This window comes from Methylobacterium sp. D53M (assembly GCF_053345625.1).
This window is the reverse complement of the sequence record NZ_JBKFAL010000034.1, coordinates 15,380-33,244: the sequence shown is the minus strand read 5'-3', so window position 1 is coordinate 33,244 and position 17,865 is coordinate 15,380. Positions and strand designations below refer to the sequence as shown.

Sequence of the window (17,865 nt, the reverse complement as noted above, 5' to 3'; positions counted from 1 at the left end):
CCCCTCAGTCGATGACTTCGACGATGCGGTGCCCGCGATCGACCAGGACGGGCTGGTCGTTCACGATGGTGTAGCGGTAGCCCGGCCGCACCCGGTACTCGGTGGGCACGTCGTAGTAGGTGACGCTGTCCTCCGGCAGCACGGTGCCGACCCGGACCGGGCCGCCCCAGCTGTACGAGCGCGCGCCGCGCTCGCGGACGTAGCTGCGGAACCGCGGGCGGTCGTCGACGCCCAGGATGCCGCCGACCGTGCCGGTCGCCGCGCCGACCGCGCCGCCGACGACGCCGCCGACCGGGCCGGCCGCGTCGGCGCCGACCGCCGCACCCTCGGCCGCGCCCCGCAGGGTGCCCTGCGCCTGGGCGGCCGCCGGGAGGGCGAGGAGGCCGGCCGTCGCCAGCGACAGAAGAAGCTTGTTGGTCATGCTGAGATCTCCAGGGTCGTCAGGGCGCGGCTGTCCGCCCAGGATCAGTTGCAGCCTTCCTTGTGGACGGTCTTGGAGTTGCCCATGCCGTCCTCCTTGTGGACGGTCTTCGAACCGCAATCGACGCTGCCGGTGGTGACCTCGCGCTTCTCGACGACGGTGTCGCGGTGGTCGACGACGGCGGGCCCGTCGCGGCGGATGACGGTGGTCTCCTCGGCGCTCGCCGCGCCGCACAGAGCCGCGAACAGGGCGCCCGAGAGAATGATGGTCCGCATGGTTGGCCTCCTGACTTCAATCGAAGCCAGCAACGGCAGCGGCGGAAAAAGGGTTCCACGCGCATTGATCGGTAGATCACGCGGATATTCGCGATGCGGCACGGTATTGGTTGTGTACAATCTACCGTTCCCGTCCCGCTCAGCTGTTCGGGACGGGAGCACGCCTCAGCCGGCCAGGGGCGGCACCCGGGACCACCACGCGTGCGCCCGCTCGTACTGGTGGGCGACGCGCAGGATCTCGGCCTCGGCGAAGGGCCGGGCGGCGATCTGGAGGCTGATCGGCAGGCCGCGCCGGTCGAAGCCGCAGGGCAGCGCGATGGCGGGCAGGCCCGCGAGGTTGAACGGGTAGGTCAGGCGCCAGGAGGCCGCCAGCACGCTCTCCGCGCGCCCGCCGAGCGTCACCGCGGACTCGTCCGTCCGCCACGCGGTCAGCGGCGAGGCCGGGCCGACGATCACGTCGGCCTCGGCCAGGACGGCGGCCATCTCGTCCATGATCAGGGCCCGCACCTGCTCGGCCCGCAGGTAGTCCGGGCCGGTCACGAGCCGGCCCATCTCCACGAGGTCGCGGACGTCGGCGGCGAAGCCCGCCACGTGGCCCCGGGCGAGGCTGCGGTCGTGGTAGGCGGTCGAGGAGGCGAGCTCGATGGCGTAGATGGCGCCGAGGCCGTGGCGCAGGGACGGCACCGCGACGTCGCGCACCGCGCAGCCCCGGTCTTCGAGGAAGCGGAGCGCTGCCTCGACGGCGGCGGCGACGTCGTCGTCGATTGCGTCGAAGAAGTGGTTGCGGATCACCGCGACCCGCAGGCCCCGGATCGGCCGGTCCAGCCCGGCCGTGTAGTCGGGGACCGGCGCCGCGCTGGCCGCGGGATCGCCGGGATCCGGGCCGGCGAGCGCCTGCAGCATCAGGGCGGCATCGGCCACCGTCAGGGTCAGCGGCCCGGCATGGTCGAGGGACCAGGAATGCGGCACGATTCCCGACCGGCCGATCCGGCCGTAGGTCGGCTTGAGGCCGACGATCCCGCACAGGGCGGCCGGGATCCGGATCGAGCCGCCCGTGTCCGAGCCGAGCGCGGCCGGGCAGAGGCGGGCCGCGACCGCCGCGCCCGAGCCGCCACTGGAGCCGCCGGGCACCCGGTCGGGGTCCCAGGGGTTGCGGGTCGGCGGCGTGACCATGCCCCAGGCGAATTCGTGCATCCGCGTCTTGCCGACGATCACCGCGCCGGCCGCCCGCAGCCGCGCCACGGCGTGGCTGTCGGCCGCCGGGAAGGTCAGGGCCTCCACCGCCGTGCCGGCCCGGGTCGGCATGTCGGCGGTGGTGTAGTTGTCCTTGACGGCGATCGGGATGCCGTGGAGCGGGCCGCGCGGCCCCGTCCGGGCGATCTCGGCATCGGCCGCGCGCGCGGCGTCGAGGGCCGCGGGCGCGAGGTGGACGACGCTGTTCACGGCGCCGTCGAGGCGCGCGATCCGGTCGAGGCTGGCGCCGACGAGCTCGGCGCTCGACAATTCCCGCGCCGCGATCCGCCGCGCGAGCTCGGTGATCGGCAGATGCCAGAGGGGGTCAGTCGCGGCGGTCGTCATGGGGCACCCGGCGGTAGGGGAGCGTCGGATCGAACACGACCGGCGGGTGGATGTCCGCGAGGTCGAGGTCGCGGAGCCGCGCGATCTCGGCGAGCACCGGCGCGAACTGCGCCAGCAGGTGCGCGACCCGCCGGGGCTCCTGGCGCAGGCCGACGACGTCGCGCAGCAGGTCGGGGGCTGCATCCCCGGCGGCGCCCGGCCGCTCGGCGGGAGGCCTGAGCAGCATCGCCACGACGTCGTCCGGCAGGGCGCCGGCCGGGCCGTCCTTCCGCGGCATGCCGGCCACGAACGGCACGAGCTGACGGCGGGCGACCAGGAGAACGCGACGCAGCTCGGCCACGGGCTCGGCATGCTCGTCGACCCGCAGGTCGAGATGCGGGTAATCCTCGGCGGCGACGATCTTGAGCGCCGCCGACTGCTTGCCGCGCCGGTCGCCGCCGGCCGCGTCGCCGGCCTCCAGGGCGCGCATCAGCCGCTCGTCGAGATCCTGGGCGGCGCTCCCCTCGAAGGCCTCCGCCATGGCGACGACAACGCCCGGCCCGGCGAGCATGTTGCCCTGGACGGCGTAGCCGGGCCCGGTGCGGTGGCCGGCCGCCGGCGTGCATCCGGCGCCGGTCCAGGCGGCGGCCCGCCCCTGCCCGTCGACGAGGCCGAGCTGGCGCAGGTCCGGCCGGTCGTCGGTGGCGAGGGCCGCCGCCAGCGCCGCGTCGGGATCCTGCCCGCCGGCCAGCCCGTCGAGGATGCGGGCGGCGAGGTAGGGATTCACCCAGGACTGGGTGGTGACGGCCCCGATCCCGGCCCTGAGGAACGGGCACAGGCCGCCCACCGCCGGGACGGCGCTCGCCACCGCGACGCCGAGCTGGCCGGTCCGCGGGCAGCGGGCGGCGATCGAGAAGGTGTTGAGTTCTCTCATGCGCTTACGGCTTCCTCCTCCCTGCTCCCGATCCACCGCCGTCTTGGCGAGCGCAGGGAAGCAATCCAGCAGCGCCCCGTCCGGGAGCGTGGCGCGACCCTGGGTCGCTTCGCTGCGCTCGCGATGACGGTGGTGGATCCGGGTCGATCTCACACCGCCAGATGATCGATGACGCGTGCCCGCGCGTCCGGCGCCTGGGCGGCCCCGCTGTCGACGATCTCGCCGAGCTTGAGGACGGCGTAGCGGTCGGCGAGCGCCAGCGCGAAGGCGACGTGCTGCTCCACCACCAGCATGGACACGCCCGCGGCCCGCTCGGCCTGGAGCACGCCGCGCAGGCGCTCGACCATGGAGGGCTGCACGCCCTCGGAGATCTCGTCGATCAGCAGGAGGCGCGGGCGCAGCATCAGGGCGCGCCCGAGGATCAGCATCTTCTGCTCGCCGCCCGAGAGGGTGCCGGCCCGCTGGGCCAGCCGGTCCTTCAGGAACGGGAAATGGCCGAACAGCCGCTCCAGCGCCTCCGGCAGCATCCGGTCGGAGGGTACCGCGAGGCGCAGGTTGTCGCGGATCGACAGGTCCTGGAACAGGGGCTGCTCCTGCGGCGCGTAGCCGACGCCGAGCGCGTTGAGCTTGGCCGGCGTGAGGCCGGCGAGCGCCTGGCCCCCGACCGTGATGGCGCCGCCGCGCAGGGCCACCATGCCCAGGACGGTCTTGAGCAGCGTGGTCTTGCCCATGCCGTTCTTGCCGAGCAGCGCCACGATCTCCCCCGGCCCGACCGACAGGGACACGTCCTTGACGATGGCGACGGCGCCGTAGCCGCTCGACACCCGGTCGAGGGCGAGGGCGGCCCCCGCCGGCGCGATCTGCCGTGCTGCCCGCCGTGCTGCCTCACCCATGGGCGCCTCCCGAGTAGATGGTCCGGACCAGTTCGGAGCCCACGACGTCCTCGACCGTGCCGTCCAGGACCAGCCGGCCCTGGTGCAGCACCACGATCCGGGACGAGATCTCGCGCACGAAGTCGAGGTCGTGCTCGACCAGCACGGCAGCGATCCGGCCCTCGGCGGTGAGCGCCTTGAGGACGGTCCCGATGGTGGTGCGCTCGGCCTTGGTCAGGCCCGCGGTGGGCTCGTCGAGCAGGATCAGTCGCGGCTCCAGCGCCACCACCATGGCGAGCTCCAGCGCCTGCTTCTGGCCGTGGGACAGGAGGCGCGTCGGCTGCGTCAGCTGGCGGTCGAGGCCGGTCATGCGCAGGACGTCGAGGGCCGGCTGCGGCAGGCCCAGCGTCTCGGCCCGCCCGACCGGGCTCAGGCCGTCGTTGGACGCCCGGGCGAGGCGGAGGCAGTCGGCCACCGACAGGCTCTCGAACACGCTCGCCACCTGGAACTTGCGCCCGACGCCGAGGCCGACGATCCGGTTCGGCGTCAGCCCGGTGATCGGCGTACCGCCGACGGCGATCGCGCCCTTGAACGGCTCGGTGCCGTCGCTGAGGCAGCGCATCAGCGTGGTCTTGCCGGCGCCGTTGGGCCCGACGAGGCTGACGAGCTCGCCCGCCCGGATCTCGAGGTCGATGCCCTCCAGCACCGTCAGGGCGCCGTAGGCCTTGGCGAGGTTCTCGACCTTGAGGATCGGGGTCCCGGTCGCCTCGGTGCCGGTCACCTCCGGCCCGGCCGCCTCGGTCCCGGCCGCCCGCGCGACGAGGCGCGGCGGCGCCGACTGCCGCCGGCCCACCGGCAGCGCCCGCCAGAGGCGGCCGACGAGGTCGGCGAGGCCGCCCGGCAGCAGGATGATGATGACCACGAAGGCCGAGCCCAGGAGAAGCTGCCAGAGGAACGGCAGGTCGCCCGAGAGGTTGGCCGCGAGGTAGTCGATCGCGACGGTGCCGAGCACCGGGCCGAGCAGCGTGCCGCGGCCGCCGAGCGCCACCCAGATGACCAGCTCGGTGCCGAACAGGAAGCCGGCATTCTCGGGCGCGACCACGCCCGAGCCGTTGGCGAACAGGAAGCCCGCGAGCCCCGCCACCGCGGCGAGCGCCGCGGTGAGCTGGATCTGCAGGCGCCGCGGGTTGAGGCCGAGATAGGCGCAGCGCGCCTCGTTGTCCCGGAGCGCCACGAGGGCGCGGCCGGCATCGGCCCGGACCAGGATCCAGGACCCCAGCGTGACGGCGATCAGGAACAGGGCCGCGAGGCGGAAATAGCCCTCGGTCTCGAAGGGCAGCACGTCGAAGCCGACGAGGCCGCTGCTGGAGCCGGTCCATTCCCCGCCCGCGTAGATGAGCTGCACGACGACGATCGGGACGACGAGCGAGATCACCGAGGCGTAGAGCGGGGTCGAGCGGTGGTAGAAGGACAGCCAGCCGACCGCGAGGCCGAGCAGGGCCGGCGCGACGAGCGCCGCCGCGATGGCCGCGGCGATCCCGAGCGGCGTCGCCCCGTAGGCGGCGAGGATCATCGCGGTGGCGTAGGCGCCGATGCCGAAGAACGCCGCCTGGCCGAAGGTCAGGATCCCCGCGAAGCCCCAGAGCAGGTCCACCGTGACGGCCAGCACCGCGTAGATCATCGAGCGGGTCAGGACGTTGACCGCGAAGGTGTCGAGGACGAGCGGCGCGATCCAGAGGGCCAGCGCCGCCAGGCCCGCGACCACGAAGGGCGCGGCGCGGGACAGGCGGCGTCCGCGGGGCGCCGCGGCGGCGCGCTCGGTGGCGGGCTCGGTGGCGGGCAGGGTCTCAAGCACGGGAGAAACCTTTCGGGCTGATCCGCAGCACGAGGGCGGCGAGCACCGCGACGGCGATGCTGCCCAGGATCGGGCTCACGAAGGTGCTGATCAGGACCTGCGCGGCCCCGAAGACCAGGCAGGCCGCCGCGAGCGCCAGGTACGAGGCGTCGGCGACCATCACCAGCATGAAGGCGCCGATCAGCCAGGAGACGCCCATGTTCGGATCGACGCTGGTGAGCGGCGTGAGCAGGACGCCGGCGAGGCCCGCGAAGCCGGCGCCGAGCATGAACACGACGAGGCGCACCCGGCCCGTGTCGATGCCGAGGCTGCGCGCCAGGGTCTCGTTCATGATCACCGCCCGGGCCGAGAGGCCGAGCCGGGTCCGCTCGATGGTGAGCGCGAACAGCGTGCCGATCGCCAGCGCGATGCCGAGCGCCACGAGGCGGTAGGCCGAGTAGTCGACGCCGAGGAACGCGACGGTGCCGGCGTAGAGGTTCGGGGTGAGCTGGACGTCCCGGCCGAAGGCCAGGGTGATGAGCTGCCCGACCACGATGCCGAGCCCCCAGGTGGCGAGAATCGCGTCCAACGGCCGCCGGTAGAGCGGGCGGATGATGAAGTGCTCGGCGAGGCCGCCGAGCGCCGCGCCGACGACGAAGGCGAGCGGCAGGGCGAGCCACGGATTGAGCCCGAGCCTGGCGGTCACCACCGCGCAGTAGGCGCCGACCGTCAGCCACGCCCCGTGGGCGAAGTTGATGATCTTGAGCACGCCGAAGATCGCCAGGAGGCCGATCGCGACGATGAATAGGATCGCCGCCGTGGTCAGGATGTCGAGGGTGAGCAGCATCGGGGATTCCGGGTGCGCGTGTCGTCGCGGGCTGAGGGAGGGATTTGGCGGGTGACGACGGTCCCCTCCCCCTCTGCGGGCTTGCCGGGTCACGTATCGACCACGGCACCGCGGCTTCCGGACCGGGCGCGGGTCCCCTCTCCCGTGCGGGAGAGGGACAGGGGTGAGGGGTGCGACCTCTCCGGAGAAGTCTCGTCCAAGACAGCGCGACGACGGCGCGCTCGATCCTGGAGCGTCTAATCCCTCACCCCAACCCTCTCCCGCACGGGAGAGGGGGCACGTGGCGCTCCGTCATCGACGTCGGCGCGAGACGGGTGGATATCGTCGCCCGCCCGGGCGAGGCCTCTTGCCCCGCCCCTCACTGCAGCTTCGGGCACTGCTCGCCGGGATCGACGTCCTTGAAGGTGCCGGCGACCTTCACGGTGCCGTCCTTCTGGATCTGGCCGAGATACATGGTCAGCGGCGCGTGGTGCTGCTTGCTCATGGTGATCGTGCCCCGCGGCCCGGTGAAGCTCACGGTCGGGAGCGCCTCCAGGACCTTGGCGGTCTCGGTCCCGCCCGCCTTCTCGACGGCGGCCTTGTAGAGGTAGATCGCCTCGTATTCCGGCACCGAGAGGTCGTTGGGCGTGCGCAGCTCCGCGCCGAACTTCTTCTGCATCGCCGCCAGGAACGCCTTGTTCTCCGGGCTGTCGATCCCGGTGACGTAGGAGGCCGAGAGGTAGACGCCCTCGGCGTCCGCGCCCATGCTCTTGGCGGTGCCCTCGTCCAGCGCGAGGTTGGCGAAGGGCATCGACACGCCCGCGCCGCGCAGCTGCTTGGTCAGCGTCACGTTCGGCGCGCCGCCCGCCGTCGAGGTGATCAGCGCGTCGGGCTTGGCCTCCTTCAGCTTGGAGATGATCGCCGTCCAGTCGCTGCCGTCCATCGGCAGGTATTCCTCGCCGACCACCTTGCCGCCGGTCTTCTCGACGTAGCTCTTGGCGAAGCCCAGCATGCCGCGGCCGAAGGCGTAGTCGCTGCCGATCAGGAAGTAGGTCTTGGCGCCCTTCGCCTTGAAGGCGTCCACCACCGGCGGCACCTGCTGCTCCGGCACCCAGGCGTCCACGAACATGTTCTTGTTGCAGGAATGGCCCTCGTAGAACGAGGTGTAGATGTACGGCACCTTCCCCTTGGTGACGGCGGGCAGGCCGGCGTTGCGGGCCGCGCTCGTCTCCATCGAGATCAGGACGTCGACCTTCTTCTGGTAGATCAGGCTGTCGAAGGCCTTCTGGGCGCCGGCCGCCCCCGAGGCGTCGTCGGCCACCTCCAGGACGAGCTTGCGGCCGAGCACGCCGCCCTTGGCGTTGATCTCCTCCACGGCGAGTTCGGCCGACTGCACCACCGAGGGGGCGACGACGCTGTTGGCGCCCGACAGGCCGATCGGGATGCCGATGACGATCGGCTTGCCGTCGGCGGCCTGCGCGGCCGTGGCGGCCTGCGCGGCGGCGAGGGCGAGCGCCGCGGCGGCGACGAGGGACCATTTCACCATGAACGAACTCCTTGGATGACGACGGTGCGAAGCGGGCTCAGCCGTAGATGTCGGCGCGGCGGTCGCGCAGGAGCGAGTTGAACGCGTTGAGGTCCTTGCGCCCGGCCGCGTCGAGGTCGACCAGCGCCGAGACGGTCTCGGTGCGGTCGCGGCTCGCCGGTCCGGCAAGCGGCCAGCCCTTGGGGCCGATGATCAGGCTCTGCCCCTCGAAGGGCTGGCCGCGCTCGATTCCGACCCGGTCGGCGCAGGCGATGAAGATCCCGTTCGAGTGCGCGGCGGCCCGGTGCAGGGTGTTGGCCATGGCAGCCTCGCCCGCGGGCTGGTCGGGCATCGGCACCCAGTTGGTCGGGACGCAGACGATCTCCGCGCCGGCGAGCGCCAGCTGCCGGAAGGTCTCGGGGAACCAGCCGTCGTAGCAGATCGCGACGCCGACCTTCCCGAGCGCGGTGTCGAAGACCGGGAAGCCGAGATCGCCCCTGGCGAAGAACACGTTCTCCTGATCCCAGAGATGGGCCTTGCGGTAGGTGCCGATGTAGCCCTCCGGCCCGACGATCACGGCGGCGTTGTAGAGGGTCTCGCCGGCGGATTCGGCGATGCCCGCCACGATGTGCACGCCGAGCTCGGCGGCGAGCGCCGCCCAGGCGCGGGTGGTCGGGCCGTCCGGCACGGGCTCGGCGAGGGCGGCGGCCTCCGCGGCGGATTCGAACACGTAGCCGGTGCTCGCGAGTTCCGGCAGCACGATCAGCCGGCCGCCCTCGGCGGCGGCCGCGCGGACGAGGTCCGACGCGCGCGCCACGTTCGCGTCGACCGCGCCGAATTCCGGCTCGAACTGGATGCACGACACCCGTATCGGCGGGCGCGCGGGATCGTTCGCCTGGACCATGAGAGCTCCGAAACGCAAAAAGCCCCTGGGCACGGAGACAGATCATCCGCGAACCAGAGGCTTCAAAGCCGTGATGTCGTGCAGCACTGCTGCTGCGGGGCAACCTTGCCCGGTTAGACTACGATACGCACCCCGAAACAGACCGCAAGACCATAAATGCGGCAGGCTGCTGCGATCAAGTCTTTTCCGCCAACGCGATGCGCAGGCCGAGTCCGCTCATCGCCTCGTGGGCGGAGACCACGCTCTCGGCCACGCTCGCCATCGGCACACGGGCGGCGGTGGCCCGGTCCCGGAGCATCTTGTAGGCGGCGTCCTCGTCGATCCGGTTCAGGTCCACGAGCAGCCGGACCGCCTTCTCGACGGTGCGGCGGCCCTTCATGGTCTCCTCCAGCCGGTTGATCTTGCTGGTGAGCCGGCCCTCGTAGCCGCGCCGGTAGCGGGCCAGGGCGAACTGGGTGAGCACGCCCCGCGGGTGGAGCGGCTTGTTGAGCACGCCGTGGGCGTTGACGTCGGCGATCGCCTTCAGCGAGGTCGGGCTCTCGTAGGCCACGATGGCGATGACCGCCGGCTCGATCGCCTCGATCGACGGCAGCAGGTGCATCACCTGGGCGTCGTCGAGCTGGATGAACAGCGTGTCGATGTCGGCCGGCAGGGCGGCGGGCGGCGGCCACGCCAGGGAGACCGCGCAGCCGAGGCGGCGGAGCTGCTCCAGCAAAGCGGCGGCCTCCTCGTCCCGGGGATGGATGACGAGGGCGCGGGCGCGCCGCAGGTCGTCCAGGATCTTGCGGGCGGGGGCGGTCACGCGGCGAGCCCCTCCTCCAGCCAGTTCGTCTCGAACCGGGACCACGCGAGGTACGGGTCGGGCCGCACCGGCCGCCGCGCCCGCCAGACGACGTCGAACTGCCCGTCCGCGCGGGCGACGCCGATGCCGGGGGTGAGCCAGATGTGGCGCGTCTCGCCGTCGAAGGCGAGTTCGCCCTCCGGCGCCGCGAGGCGCTGCCGCAGGGCCGCCGCGCCGAGGCGCTCGGCGTCGAGGGTGCCGGCCTCCGCGAGCGCCCGGGCGAAGAGGTGGACCTGCGCGTAGGCGGTCTCCGACCACATGCTGGTGGGGCGCTCAGGCCCGAACCGGGCCTGGAAGGCGGCGACGAAGCGCCGGTTCTCCTCGCCGGGCAGCGCGCCGAAATACGGCGCCGCGAGGACGTGGCCGGTGCAGTGCTCGGGGCCGATCGCGCGGATCTGGCCCTCCGCCAGGGTGAGGCTGGCGATCGGGCAGCGGGCGCGGTCGATGCCGGACGCGGCGTAGGCGCGGTAGAGCCGCTCGGCGCCGCGCCCCACCACCGTGGAGAAGACCGCGTCCGGGGCGGCGTCGCGGATCGCCGCGATCATGGCGGCGTGGGCCGCGTCGTCCGCGTCGAGGGCCGCGTACAGCTCGCCCGCGATGATCCCGCCCTTCGCCTCGATCAGGTCGCGCATGACCCGGTTCGATTCCCGCGGGTAGATGTAGTCGGAGCCGATCAGGAAGATCCGCGGCCCGTGCTCCTGCATCAGGTAGTCGGCCAGTGCGAAGACGTTCTGGTTGAGGGTCGCGCCGGTGTAGATGATGTTCTCCGAGTACTCGAAGCCCTCGTAGATCGACGGGTACCAGAGCAGGCCGTTGTGCCGCTCCACGGTGGACATGACCGACTTCCGGCTCGCCGAGAGCGAGCAGCCGAACACCACCTCGACCCCGTCCTCGGCGAGCATCCGCCGGGCCAGGGTGCGGTAGGCGTCGTTGTCGCCGGCGGGGTCGTAGCAGACGGGCTCGATCGGGCGCCCGAGCACGCCGCCGGCCCGGTTGATCTCCTCGATCGCCAGGGCGGTGCCGAGGAAGTGCTCGGTCTCGGTGATGCCGCTCACCCCGCTGCGGGAGAACAGGACGCCGACCCGCCACGTCGCTTCATCCTTGGCCGCCATGGTCCCCCCGGGCTCGCCGCAGGCACCCGGAGGGCTGCGCGCCCCGCTGTCCTAGCCGAGGGAGGACCCGCCGCGAAAGCCGTTCCCCGCGCCGTCGTCCCCGGGCGCCGGGTGCGGAGCCGGGACGGAGCGGCTCCGGGGCGGCCCTAGCGCCGCTCCGCGCGGGCGAGGCGCGAGACCAGGATCCCGAGCCCGATCGCCGCGCCGGTGAGCGCGAGCTTGCCCGCCAGCCCGGACCGGTTGTGGGCCAGCTCGGCCCGGGCGCCCATCTCGGCCGGGACGTTGGGGACGCGGCCCCGCGCGAGGTCGTCGACCACGCCCTCGACCACGTTCACCCGGTCGGCGGCCATCAGCATCAGCCAGTGCGCCCACTGGGATTCACTGTAGCGGAACGCCTGCCGGCGGATGACGCCGCTCACGCCGCGCGGCGGGGTCGACGTACCGACGACCGCCGGCCGGGCGTTGTACTCGATCGAGGTGAGGACCTCGACGCGCGCCCGCTGCTGCGGCGGCCGCGTCCAGTTCATGCCCCGGCTGTCGTCGCGCGCGATGTCGCGCATCGGGTAGGTCGGATCGTTCTGCGGATCCGCGTCGACGCCCCAGCCCGGGACCGTCGACGGATCGATCGGACGGTTTCTCATCGCCCCTCCTCACGCGCGTGCCGTCGGGGGGACCAGGACCGGCTTGATGCAGCCGTCGAGCTTGGCCGAGAAGAGGTGGTAGGCATCCGCGGCCTCCTCGAGGGGCACCTTGTGGGTGATCAGTTCCTTGGGGTTCAGGCGGCCCGCCTCGATATGGGCGATCAGCTTCGGCAGCAGGCGCTTCACCGACGCCTGGTTGGCCCGGATGGTGATGCCCTTGTTCAGGACGTTGCCGATCGGGATGAGGTTGCCGGTCGGCCCGTAGACCCCGACGATCGAGACGATCCCGCCCTTCTTGACCGCGTTGATCGCCCAGTGGAGCGCCACCGCCGAGCCGCCCTCGAGCTTCAGCTTGGTCCCCATCAGGGTGTGCAGCGCGCTCCCCGCCGCGTCGCCGCCGACCGCGTCGATGCAGACGTCGGCCCCGAGGGAATCGGTGGTCTTCTTCAGGAAGACCACGGGATCCCCGATCGAGCGGAAATTGTAGACCTCGGCGGGACAGTACCGCCGCGCGAAGTCGAGCCGGTACTCGACGTGGTCGATGACGATCACCCGCCCGGCCCCGAACAGCCACGCGCAGCGCGCCGCCATGATGCCGACTGGTCCGGCGCCGAAGACCACGACGGTGTCGCCGCGCTGGATCCCGCCCATCTCGGCCGCCTGATAGCCGGTCGGCACGACGTCGGTGAGCAGCACCGCGTCGTCGAGGTCCATCGTCTCGGGGATCTTGCACGGGCCGACATCGGCGTAGGGCACCCGGACGTACTCGGCCTGGCCGCCGTCGTAGCCGCCGGCGGTGTGCGAGTATCCGTAGATGCCGCCGACCGCGGTCGCCTGCGCGTTCGCCTCGTGGCAGTTCCCGAACAGCCCCTGCTTGCAGAAGTGACAGCGGCCGCAGGCGATGTTGAACGGGACCAGCACGTGGTCGCCGACGGCGAGATTGCGCACGCCGGAGCCGACCTCCTCAACAACGCCCGTGAATTCGTGGCCGAACGTCGTGCCGACGCGCGTATCCGGCACCATTCCATGGTACAGGTGAAGATCAGATCCGCAAACGCAGGTTCGCGTAACTCGGATGACCGCATCCTCAACATGCTCGCACACGGGGATCGGCTTGCGATCGACGCGCACGCGGTACGGCCCGCGGTAGTTCATCGCCAGCATGCTGGGGCTCCCTCGTCCACGACCGGGGAACCGCAGGCGGATGCCCAAGTTCCCGGCGGCCGCGGCGGGGCGCGAGGTGACGCGCGGCGGGCGGCCGCCCTCATCCGGCGGCCGGCTCTGCCTTCCGCGCCGGGCGGCTCACGAACCGAGAGCCGGCGAGCAGGAAGCGCCAGGGCGTCTCGGCGCCGCGGGTGATGCCGATGCGCCGGTCGCTGACCACGTCGACGCCCCCGGAATCGCCCGCGGCGCGCGGCTCGAACCGGAACGGCGCCCGCGCGAGGGGCGCCCCGTCGAGCGCGTCGGTGACGCCGAGGGCCTGGCAGAGGCGGCCGGGGCCGGCGCAGAGGAGGCGCGGATCCTCCAGGCCGCGGCGCGCCCGCATGGCGGGAAGCCCCTCGGTCGGCGCGAGGGCCCGGAGCAGCACGGCGCTGCCGGGCTCGCAGACGAGGTTCAGGCACCAGTGCATCCCGTAGGAGCGGTACACGTAGGCGTGGGCCGGCGGGCCGAACATGCTGGCGTTGCGCCGGGTCGGGCCGCGGAAGCTGTGGGAGGCCGGATCGGTGCTGTCGTAGGCCTCGGTCTCGACGATGATCCCGCCGGCTGCGCCGACGAACAGGCGGGCGCCGATCAGGTCGGAGGCCACCGCGGCGGCGCTGCGGGCGAAGAAGGTGTCCAGCATCGGGGCTCCGGCGCGGGCGGCCCCGCGCGATCCGCGTCGCCGGGATCCGGCGAAACGCGGGCGATTAGAAATAAATCGGACGCAACGGAAGTCTTGCTGGTACGAGGGGCCCGTGAATGGCGGGCCCAGAACCGATCCCTTCGGACCTCCAGCATGGTGCGCACAGCCTCGATCGCGACGCTCCGGTCCGCAGAGTCGGGCGCGCAACCCCGGTCGGCCCCGCGCGCCGCGCGGCTCCGCCTGAACCTGCGGCGCCTCCGGCTGGCCAGCGGCCTGATCCTGTTCGGCTACGTGCTGACCCACCTGCTGAACCACGCCCTGGGCAACGTCTCCCTCGACGCCATGGAGGACGGCCTCGACCTCGTCACGGCCGTCTGGCTCAACCCCGTCGGCCTGACGCTGCTCTACGGCGCCCTGGTGGTCCACCTGCTGCTCGGGCTCCAGGCCCTCTACGCGGCCCGCTTCTTCCACTGGCGGCCGTCCGAGACCCTGCAGCTGGTCTCGGGCCTGCTGATCCCACCGCTGCTCATCAGCCACATCGTCGGGACCCGGGTCTCATTCGTCACCGAGGGGCTCGACAAGGGCTACGCGCAGGAACTCTACGCCTTCTGGATCGCCTCGCCGATCCTCGGCCTGATGCAGGTCACGGTCCTGGTCGTCGCCTGGATCCACGGCTGCATGGGCCTGTATTTCTGGCTGCGGCTGAAGCCCGGCTTCGACCGCATGGCGCCCTGGCTGCTGGCGCTCGCGGTGCTGGTGCCGGTCCTGTCGCTGCTGGGCTTCGCGCAGGGCGGCCGGATGGTCATGACCCTGGCGCAGGATCCGGCGTGGCGCGCGGCGGCGCTCCAGCCGGTCCATGTCGGGCTGCCCGACCAAGTGGCGCGGCTCGCCGCCGTCCGGGACGGGCTGCTCGGGACCTACGCGGGCCTCGTGGCGGCGGTGATCGCGGCCCGCGGCGCGCGGACGCTCGCCGAGATCAAGCGCGGCACGATCCGGCTCAGCTACCCGGACGGACGGGTGGTGCGGGTACCCCGCGGCACGAGCGTGCTGGAGGCGAGCCGGCGCAACCGGATCCCCCACGCCAGCGTCTGCGGCGGCCGCGGCCGGTGCTCGACCTGCCGGATCCGGGTGACGGACGGCAGCGACGGGGCGCCGGCGCCCGGCCGCACCGAGCGGGCGGTGCTGGAGCGCATCGCGGCCGGCCCGGGGGTGCGCCTCGCCTGCCAGTTCCGGCCGGAGACCGACATGGCCGTGGTGCCGCTGCTGCCGCCGCAGCCGCGGATGCGCCAGGCCGACCTGCTCGACCGGGCGCAGTCGGGCGAGGAGCGCTTCATCGTAGCGATGTTCGTCGACCTGCGCGGCTCGACACGGCTCGCCGAGGAGCGCCTGCCCTACGACACGGTGTTCATCATCAACCGCTTCCTCGGCGCGGTCGGCGACGCCGTGCGCGAGGCCGGCGGCTCGACCAACCAGTTCCTCGGCGACGGCCTGCTGGCCCTGTTCGGCCTGGAGACGGAGGCCGAGGCGGCCGCACGGGAGGCCCTGAGGGCGATCGACCTCATCGCCGAGTCGGTCGACACCCTGAACGGGCTCCTGGCGGCCGACCTGGAGCACACCCTCCGGTACGGGATCGGCGTGCATGCCGGCCCGGCGATCGTCGGCGAGATGGGCGACGCCACCGACGCCCGATTCACGGCGCTCGGCGACACCGTCAACGTCGCGGCCCGGCTCCAGGGCCTGACCAAGGTCCTCGGCTGCGTGGCGGTGGTGTCGGAGGCGGTCTACGCGGCGGCCCGCGTGGCGCCGGCGGAGATCCGGGACGTGGCGGTGGACGGCCGGTCCGAGGCCGTCCGGGTCAGCACCCTCGGAAACGCCTGACGCGAACGTCGTTGCGAGCGGAGCGAAGCAATCCAGAGTGGTACCGCGGTTCTCGGCGTCGCGCATCCCCGGGTCGCTTCGCTGCGCGCGCGATGACGGGTGATCCGAGCGGACGGCGCGCCTCAGGCCCGCTGCCGGTGCGCCGCCCCGAGGCGCGGCGCCAGGGCCAGCATCAGCGGCACCACGGCGAGCGCCGTCCCGGCCGCCGCCACGGCCGCCCAGTGCGGGCCGGCCGCGTCGCCGAGCCGCCCGTAGAGCAGCGGTGCCGCCAGCGCGCTGCCGCCGAGCGTCCAAGTGTAGAACACCGCGAAGGCCCGCTCGACCCGGCCGCCGGGCGCCAGCTCCGGGACGGTCCCGTAGAGGACCGACGAGGTGCCGTTCAGCATCACGCCGAGCAGCGGCAGCAGGATCAGCCCGGGGGCCAGCGGCAGCACGATCACCGCCAGGATCGCCAGTGCCGTCCCGGTCTCGGTGAGGATCACGGTCCGGGTCACGCCGAGGCGTTCCCCGAGGCGCCCGCAGACCGCCTTGCCGAGCGCGCCGCCGACGAAGACCAGCGACAGGGCGAGGCCGACCGTGGTCAGCGCCGCGCCCTTCTCCTGCAGCAGGAACGGCAGGTAGAGCAGGAAGGCCGGCCGCGCGGCGTTGTCGAGCATGCCGATGGCGACGAGCAGGCGGAAGCCCGTGCCGTTCCCCGGCCCGGTCGCGGACGGATGGGGCGCCGGACGCGCAGCGGCGCCGCCGCTGCGTGACGCCGGATCACGCGGCAGCAGGCGCGCGACCGCGAGCGCGACCACGATCCCGGCGCCGGCGATCACCCAGAGCGCGTGCCGCCAGCCCGTCAGGGTCAGCAGCAGGCCGACCAGGGGCGGGACCGCCGCCTTCCCGAGATCGCCGGTGAAATTGTAGGTGCCGAGCGGGCCGCGGGCGCCGGGCCCGTAGGCCCGGGCGATCACCGCGGACGCCAGGGGATGCTGGGTGCTGCTGCCGGCGCCGCCGAGCAGGAGCCCGATCCCGAGCCCGACGAGGCCGCCCGAGGTGCCGGCGATCGCGTAGCCGGCCGCGCTGAGCACGGTGCCGAGCACCAGCACGGTGCGGGCACCCCAGGCCTGGGCGAGGCGGCTCGCCGGCATCTGCAGCGCCGCCAGGGCGCCGTTGTAGAGGGAGCGCAGGAACGCCAGGGCGACGTAGTCGAGGCCGAACTCCGCCTGCCAGACCGGCAGCAGCACGTAGATCAGGTCCGTGTAGCCGTCGTGCAGGGCGTGGTTCACGCCGGTGGCCACCAGCGTGCGCCGGGCGTCCGGCAGGGACGCGGCCCGGGGGGATGCGGTTTCGGAAGACGCAGTTTCGGAAGAGGCGGTCAGATCGGACGCGACGGACATCCAGCCATCCTTCGTGGTGCGGCGGCAGGATGGCGCCCTGGCCCGGAGCTGACAAACGACTTATGCTGACGCTCGCGTGAGGAAACCTGACCCGTGCACCGTCGCCTGCCGCCCCTCAACGCCGTGAAAGCCTTCGAGGCGGCCGCGCGGCACGGGAGCTTCACCCGCGCGGCGGACGAGCTGCGGGTCACCCACGGGGCGGTCAGCCGGCACGTCCAGACGCTGGAAGGCTGGCTCGGGCTGCCGCTGTTCGAGCGCCACAACCGGCGGGTGGTCCTCACCGAGGCCGGCACGGCCTACGCGACCGAGATCGGCGCCGCCCTCGACCGCATCGCCCTGGCCACCGCCCGGCAGGCCGAGCGCGGACGGCCGCGCCTGCTGCACGTGAACGCGCTGGCGACCTTCACACTCCGCTGGCTGATCCCGCGCCTGTCGGGCTTCCAGCGGGCCAACCCGTCGATCGAGGTGCGGCTGACCACCTCGAACGTGCCCCTCGCCAGCCTGGCGGAGCCGTTCGACGTGGCGATCCGGGGCGGGCCGGACAGCCGGCCGGGCCACCGCGCGGAGCCGTTCCTGTCCGAGCGGCGCATCCCGGTCTGCAGCCCGGACCTGCTGCGCCGGCTGCCGCTCCGGGTGCCGGAGGATCTCCGGCACCACACGCTGCTGCACGCCGCGACGCTGCCGCGGGTCTGGCCCGACTGGCTGCGCGCGGCGGGCGTCCCGGATCTGGCGCCGCGGGCCACGGTGACGCTGGAGCATTTCTACCTGACCCTCCAGGCCGCCCTCGACGGGCTCGGCGTCGCCATGGGGCCCGAGCGGCTGATCGCCGACGACGTCGCGGCCGGCCGCCTGACCCTGCCCTTCCCGGGCCCCGCCCTGCCCGCGCGGAGCTACTACACCTACATCCCCGAGCCGCGGGCGGAGGATCCGGCGGTCCGGGCCTTCTGCGGCTGGCTCGCCGAGGCGGCGCGGCATCCGTAACGCTCCGTCATCGCGAGCGCAGCGAAGCGCCCCAGGGCG

General features: G+C 73.0%; 17 protein-coding genes. 2 read left to right on the top strand and 15 right to left on the bottom strand.

All coding sequences use genetic code 11. The features are described from left to right. Positions 1 to 4 precede the first annotated feature (4 nt). The 14 genes from ACLBYG_RS28455 to ACLBYG_RS28390 all read right to left on the bottom strand — a co-directional run bounded on the left by ACLBYG_RS28455 (position 5) and on the right by ACLBYG_RS28390 (position 13,585). Positions 5 to 421, bottom strand: coding sequence for a DUF1236 domain-containing protein (locus ACLBYG_RS28455; RefSeq protein WP_447683689.1), 417 nt, complete (start codon positions 419 to 421; stop codon positions 5 to 7). Between the two features lie 44 nt (positions 422 to 465). Next, positions 466 to 696, bottom strand: a complete 231-nt coding sequence (locus tag ACLBYG_RS28450) for a hypothetical protein (protein WP_020096055.1) — start codon at positions 694 to 696, stop codon at positions 466 to 468. A 165-nt stretch (positions 697 to 861) separates the two neighbouring features. Next, positions 862 to 2,274: an amidase gene (locus tag ACLBYG_RS28445; RefSeq protein WP_447683688.1), complete on the bottom strand. Its 1,413-nt coding sequence runs from the start codon at positions 2,272 to 2,274 to the stop codon at positions 862 to 864. Beyond that, positions 2,255 to 3,187, bottom strand: a complete 933-nt coding sequence (locus ACLBYG_RS28440; RefSeq protein ID WP_447683687.1) for a DUF1028 domain-containing protein — start codon at positions 3,185 to 3,187, stop codon at positions 2,255 to 2,257. Before ACLBYG_RS28440 ends, ACLBYG_RS28445 begins: the two co-directional genes overlap by 20 nt. Before the next feature lie 149 nt (positions 3,188 to 3,336). Beyond that, the gene (locus ACLBYG_RS28435; protein WP_091683238.1) at positions 3,337 to 4,080 is read right to left on the bottom strand and encodes an ABC transporter ATP-binding protein; all 744 of its coding nucleotides are present in this window, start codon (positions 4,078 to 4,080) and stop codon (positions 3,337 to 3,339) included. After that, positions 4,073 to 5,914, bottom strand: coding sequence for a branched-chain amino acid ABC transporter ATP-binding protein/permease (locus ACLBYG_RS28430; protein WP_447683686.1), 1,842 nt, complete (start codon positions 5,912 to 5,914; stop codon positions 4,073 to 4,075). The genes ACLBYG_RS28435 and ACLBYG_RS28430 overlap by 8 nt, the downstream gene beginning before the upstream one ends. Continuing rightward, positions 5,907 to 6,740: a branched-chain amino acid ABC transporter permease gene (locus ACLBYG_RS28425; protein ID WP_020096060.1), complete on the bottom strand. Its 834-nt coding sequence runs from the start codon at positions 6,738 to 6,740 to the stop codon at positions 5,907 to 5,909. The genes ACLBYG_RS28430 and ACLBYG_RS28425 overlap by 8 nt, the downstream gene beginning before the upstream one ends. A gap of 358 nt (positions 6,741 to 7,098) precedes the next feature. Next, a complete protein-coding gene (locus ACLBYG_RS28420; RefSeq protein WP_447683685.1) occupies positions 7,099 to 8,265 on the bottom strand; it encodes a substrate-binding protein in 1,167 nt (388 codons plus the stop codon). Positions 8,266 to 8,302: 37 nt separating this feature from the next. Beyond that, complete coding sequence (locus ACLBYG_RS28415) at positions 8,303 to 9,148, bottom strand: nitrilase family protein (protein ID WP_447683684.1); 846 nt, start codon at positions 9,146 to 9,148, stop codon at positions 8,303 to 8,305. 175 nt (positions 9,149 to 9,323) lie between these two features. Next, positions 9,324 to 9,950, bottom strand: coding sequence for an ANTAR domain-containing response regulator (locus tag ACLBYG_RS28410; protein ID WP_020096063.1), 627 nt, complete (start codon positions 9,948 to 9,950; stop codon positions 9,324 to 9,326). After that, positions 9,947 to 11,101: a transporter substrate-binding domain-containing protein gene (locus ACLBYG_RS28405; RefSeq protein WP_447683683.1), complete on the bottom strand. Its 1,155-nt coding sequence runs from the start codon at positions 11,099 to 11,101 to the stop codon at positions 9,947 to 9,949. Before ACLBYG_RS28405 ends, ACLBYG_RS28410 begins: the two co-directional genes overlap by 4 nt. 146 nt (positions 11,102 to 11,247) lie before the next feature. Further along, positions 11,248 to 11,742 carry a hypothetical protein gene (locus tag ACLBYG_RS28400; protein ID WP_091981500.1) on the bottom strand — a complete coding sequence of 165 codons (495 nt, stop codon included), beginning with the start codon at positions 11,740 to 11,742 and terminating at the stop codon, positions 11,248 to 11,250. Positions 11,743 to 11,751: 9 nt separating this feature from the next. Continuing rightward, the gene (locus ACLBYG_RS28395) at positions 11,752 to 12,897 is read right to left on the bottom strand and encodes a zinc-dependent alcohol dehydrogenase (protein WP_244540873.1); all 1,146 of its coding nucleotides are present in this window, start codon (positions 12,895 to 12,897) and stop codon (positions 11,752 to 11,754) included. A 109-nt stretch (positions 12,898 to 13,006) separates the two neighbouring features. Then, the gene (locus ACLBYG_RS28390) at positions 13,007 to 13,585 is read right to left on the bottom strand and encodes a DNA-3-methyladenine glycosylase (protein ID WP_447683682.1); all 579 of its coding nucleotides are present in this window, start codon (positions 13,583 to 13,585) and stop codon (positions 13,007 to 13,009) included. 153 nt (positions 13,586 to 13,738) lie between these two features. Between ACLBYG_RS28390 and ACLBYG_RS28385 the strand changes: the two genes are divergently transcribed. Further along, entirely contained in the window at positions 13,739 to 15,463 is a 1,725-nt protein-coding gene (locus ACLBYG_RS28385) for an adenylate/guanylate cyclase domain-containing protein (RefSeq protein WP_056524564.1), read from the top strand. 122 nt (positions 15,464 to 15,585) lie between these two features. On the opposite strand, the gene ACLBYG_RS28380 is transcribed toward ACLBYG_RS28385, so the two are convergent. Then, positions 15,586 to 16,845: an MFS transporter gene (locus tag ACLBYG_RS28380; RefSeq protein ID WP_447683681.1), complete on the bottom strand. Its 1,260-nt coding sequence runs from the start codon at positions 16,843 to 16,845 to the stop codon at positions 15,586 to 15,588. Between the two features lie 93 nt (positions 16,846 to 16,938). Here ACLBYG_RS28380 and gcvA point away from each other — a divergent pair, with 93 nt between their 5' ends. Next, positions 16,939 to 17,826 (top strand): transcriptional regulator GcvA, encoded by an 888-nt coding sequence (gene gcvA / locus ACLBYG_RS28375; protein ID WP_447683680.1) that lies wholly within the window; start codon positions 16,939 to 16,941, stop codon positions 17,824 to 17,826. Positions 17,827 to 17,865: the final 39 nt, after the last annotated feature.

Excerpts from the sequence above, each read along its gene's own strand:
- ACLBYG_RS28380 (WP_447683681.1), bottom strand. The coding sequence starts at position 16,845 with ATGTCCGTCGCGTCCGATCTGACCGCCTCTTCCGAAACTGCGTCTTCC.
- ACLBYG_RS28420 (WP_447683685.1), bottom strand. The coding sequence starts at position 8,265 with ATGGTGAAATGGTCCCTCGTCGCCGCCGCGGCGCTCGCCCTCGCCGCC.
- ACLBYG_RS28455 (WP_447683689.1), bottom strand. The coding sequence starts at position 421 with ATGACCAACAAGCTTCTTCTGTCGCTGGCGACGGCCGGCCTCCTCGCC.
- ACLBYG_RS28395 (WP_244540873.1), bottom strand. The coding sequence starts at position 12,897 with ATGAACTACCGCGGGCCGTACCGCGTGCGCGTCGATCGCAAGCCGATC.
- ACLBYG_RS28390 (WP_447683682.1), bottom strand. The coding sequence starts at position 13,585 with ATGCTGGACACCTTCTTCGCCCGCAGCGCCGCCGCGGTGGCCTCCGAC.
- ACLBYG_RS28425 (WP_020096060.1), bottom strand. The coding sequence starts at position 6,740 with ATGCTGCTCACCCTCGACATCCTGACCACGGCGGCGATCCTATTCATC.
- ACLBYG_RS28435 (WP_091683238.1), bottom strand. The coding sequence starts at position 4,080 with ATGGGTGAGGCAGCACGGCGGGCAGCACGGCAGATCGCGCCGGCGGGG.
- ACLBYG_RS28440 (WP_447683687.1), bottom strand. The coding sequence starts at position 3,187 with ATGAGAGAACTCAACACCTTCTCGATCGCCGCCCGCTGCCCGCGGACC.
- ACLBYG_RS28415 (WP_447683684.1), bottom strand. The coding sequence starts at position 9,148 with ATGGTCCAGGCGAACGATCCCGCGCGCCCGCCGATACGGGTGTCGTGC.
- ACLBYG_RS28445 (WP_447683688.1), bottom strand. The coding sequence starts at position 2,274 with ATGACGACCGCCGCGACTGACCCCCTCTGGCATCTGCCGATCACCGAG.
- ACLBYG_RS28385 (WP_056524564.1), top strand. The coding sequence starts at position 13,739 with ATGGTGCGCACAGCCTCGATCGCGACGCTCCGGTCCGCAGAGTCGGGC.
- ACLBYG_RS28405 (WP_447683683.1), bottom strand. The coding sequence starts at position 11,101 with ATGGCGGCCAAGGATGAAGCGACGTGGCGGGTCGGCGTCCTGTTCTCC.
- ACLBYG_RS28400 (WP_091981500.1), bottom strand. The coding sequence starts at position 11,742 with ATGAGAAACCGTCCGATCGATCCGTCGACGGTCCCGGGCTGGGGCGTC.
- ACLBYG_RS28450 (WP_020096055.1), bottom strand. The coding sequence starts at position 696 with ATGCGGACCATCATTCTCTCGGGCGCCCTGTTCGCGGCTCTGTGCGGC.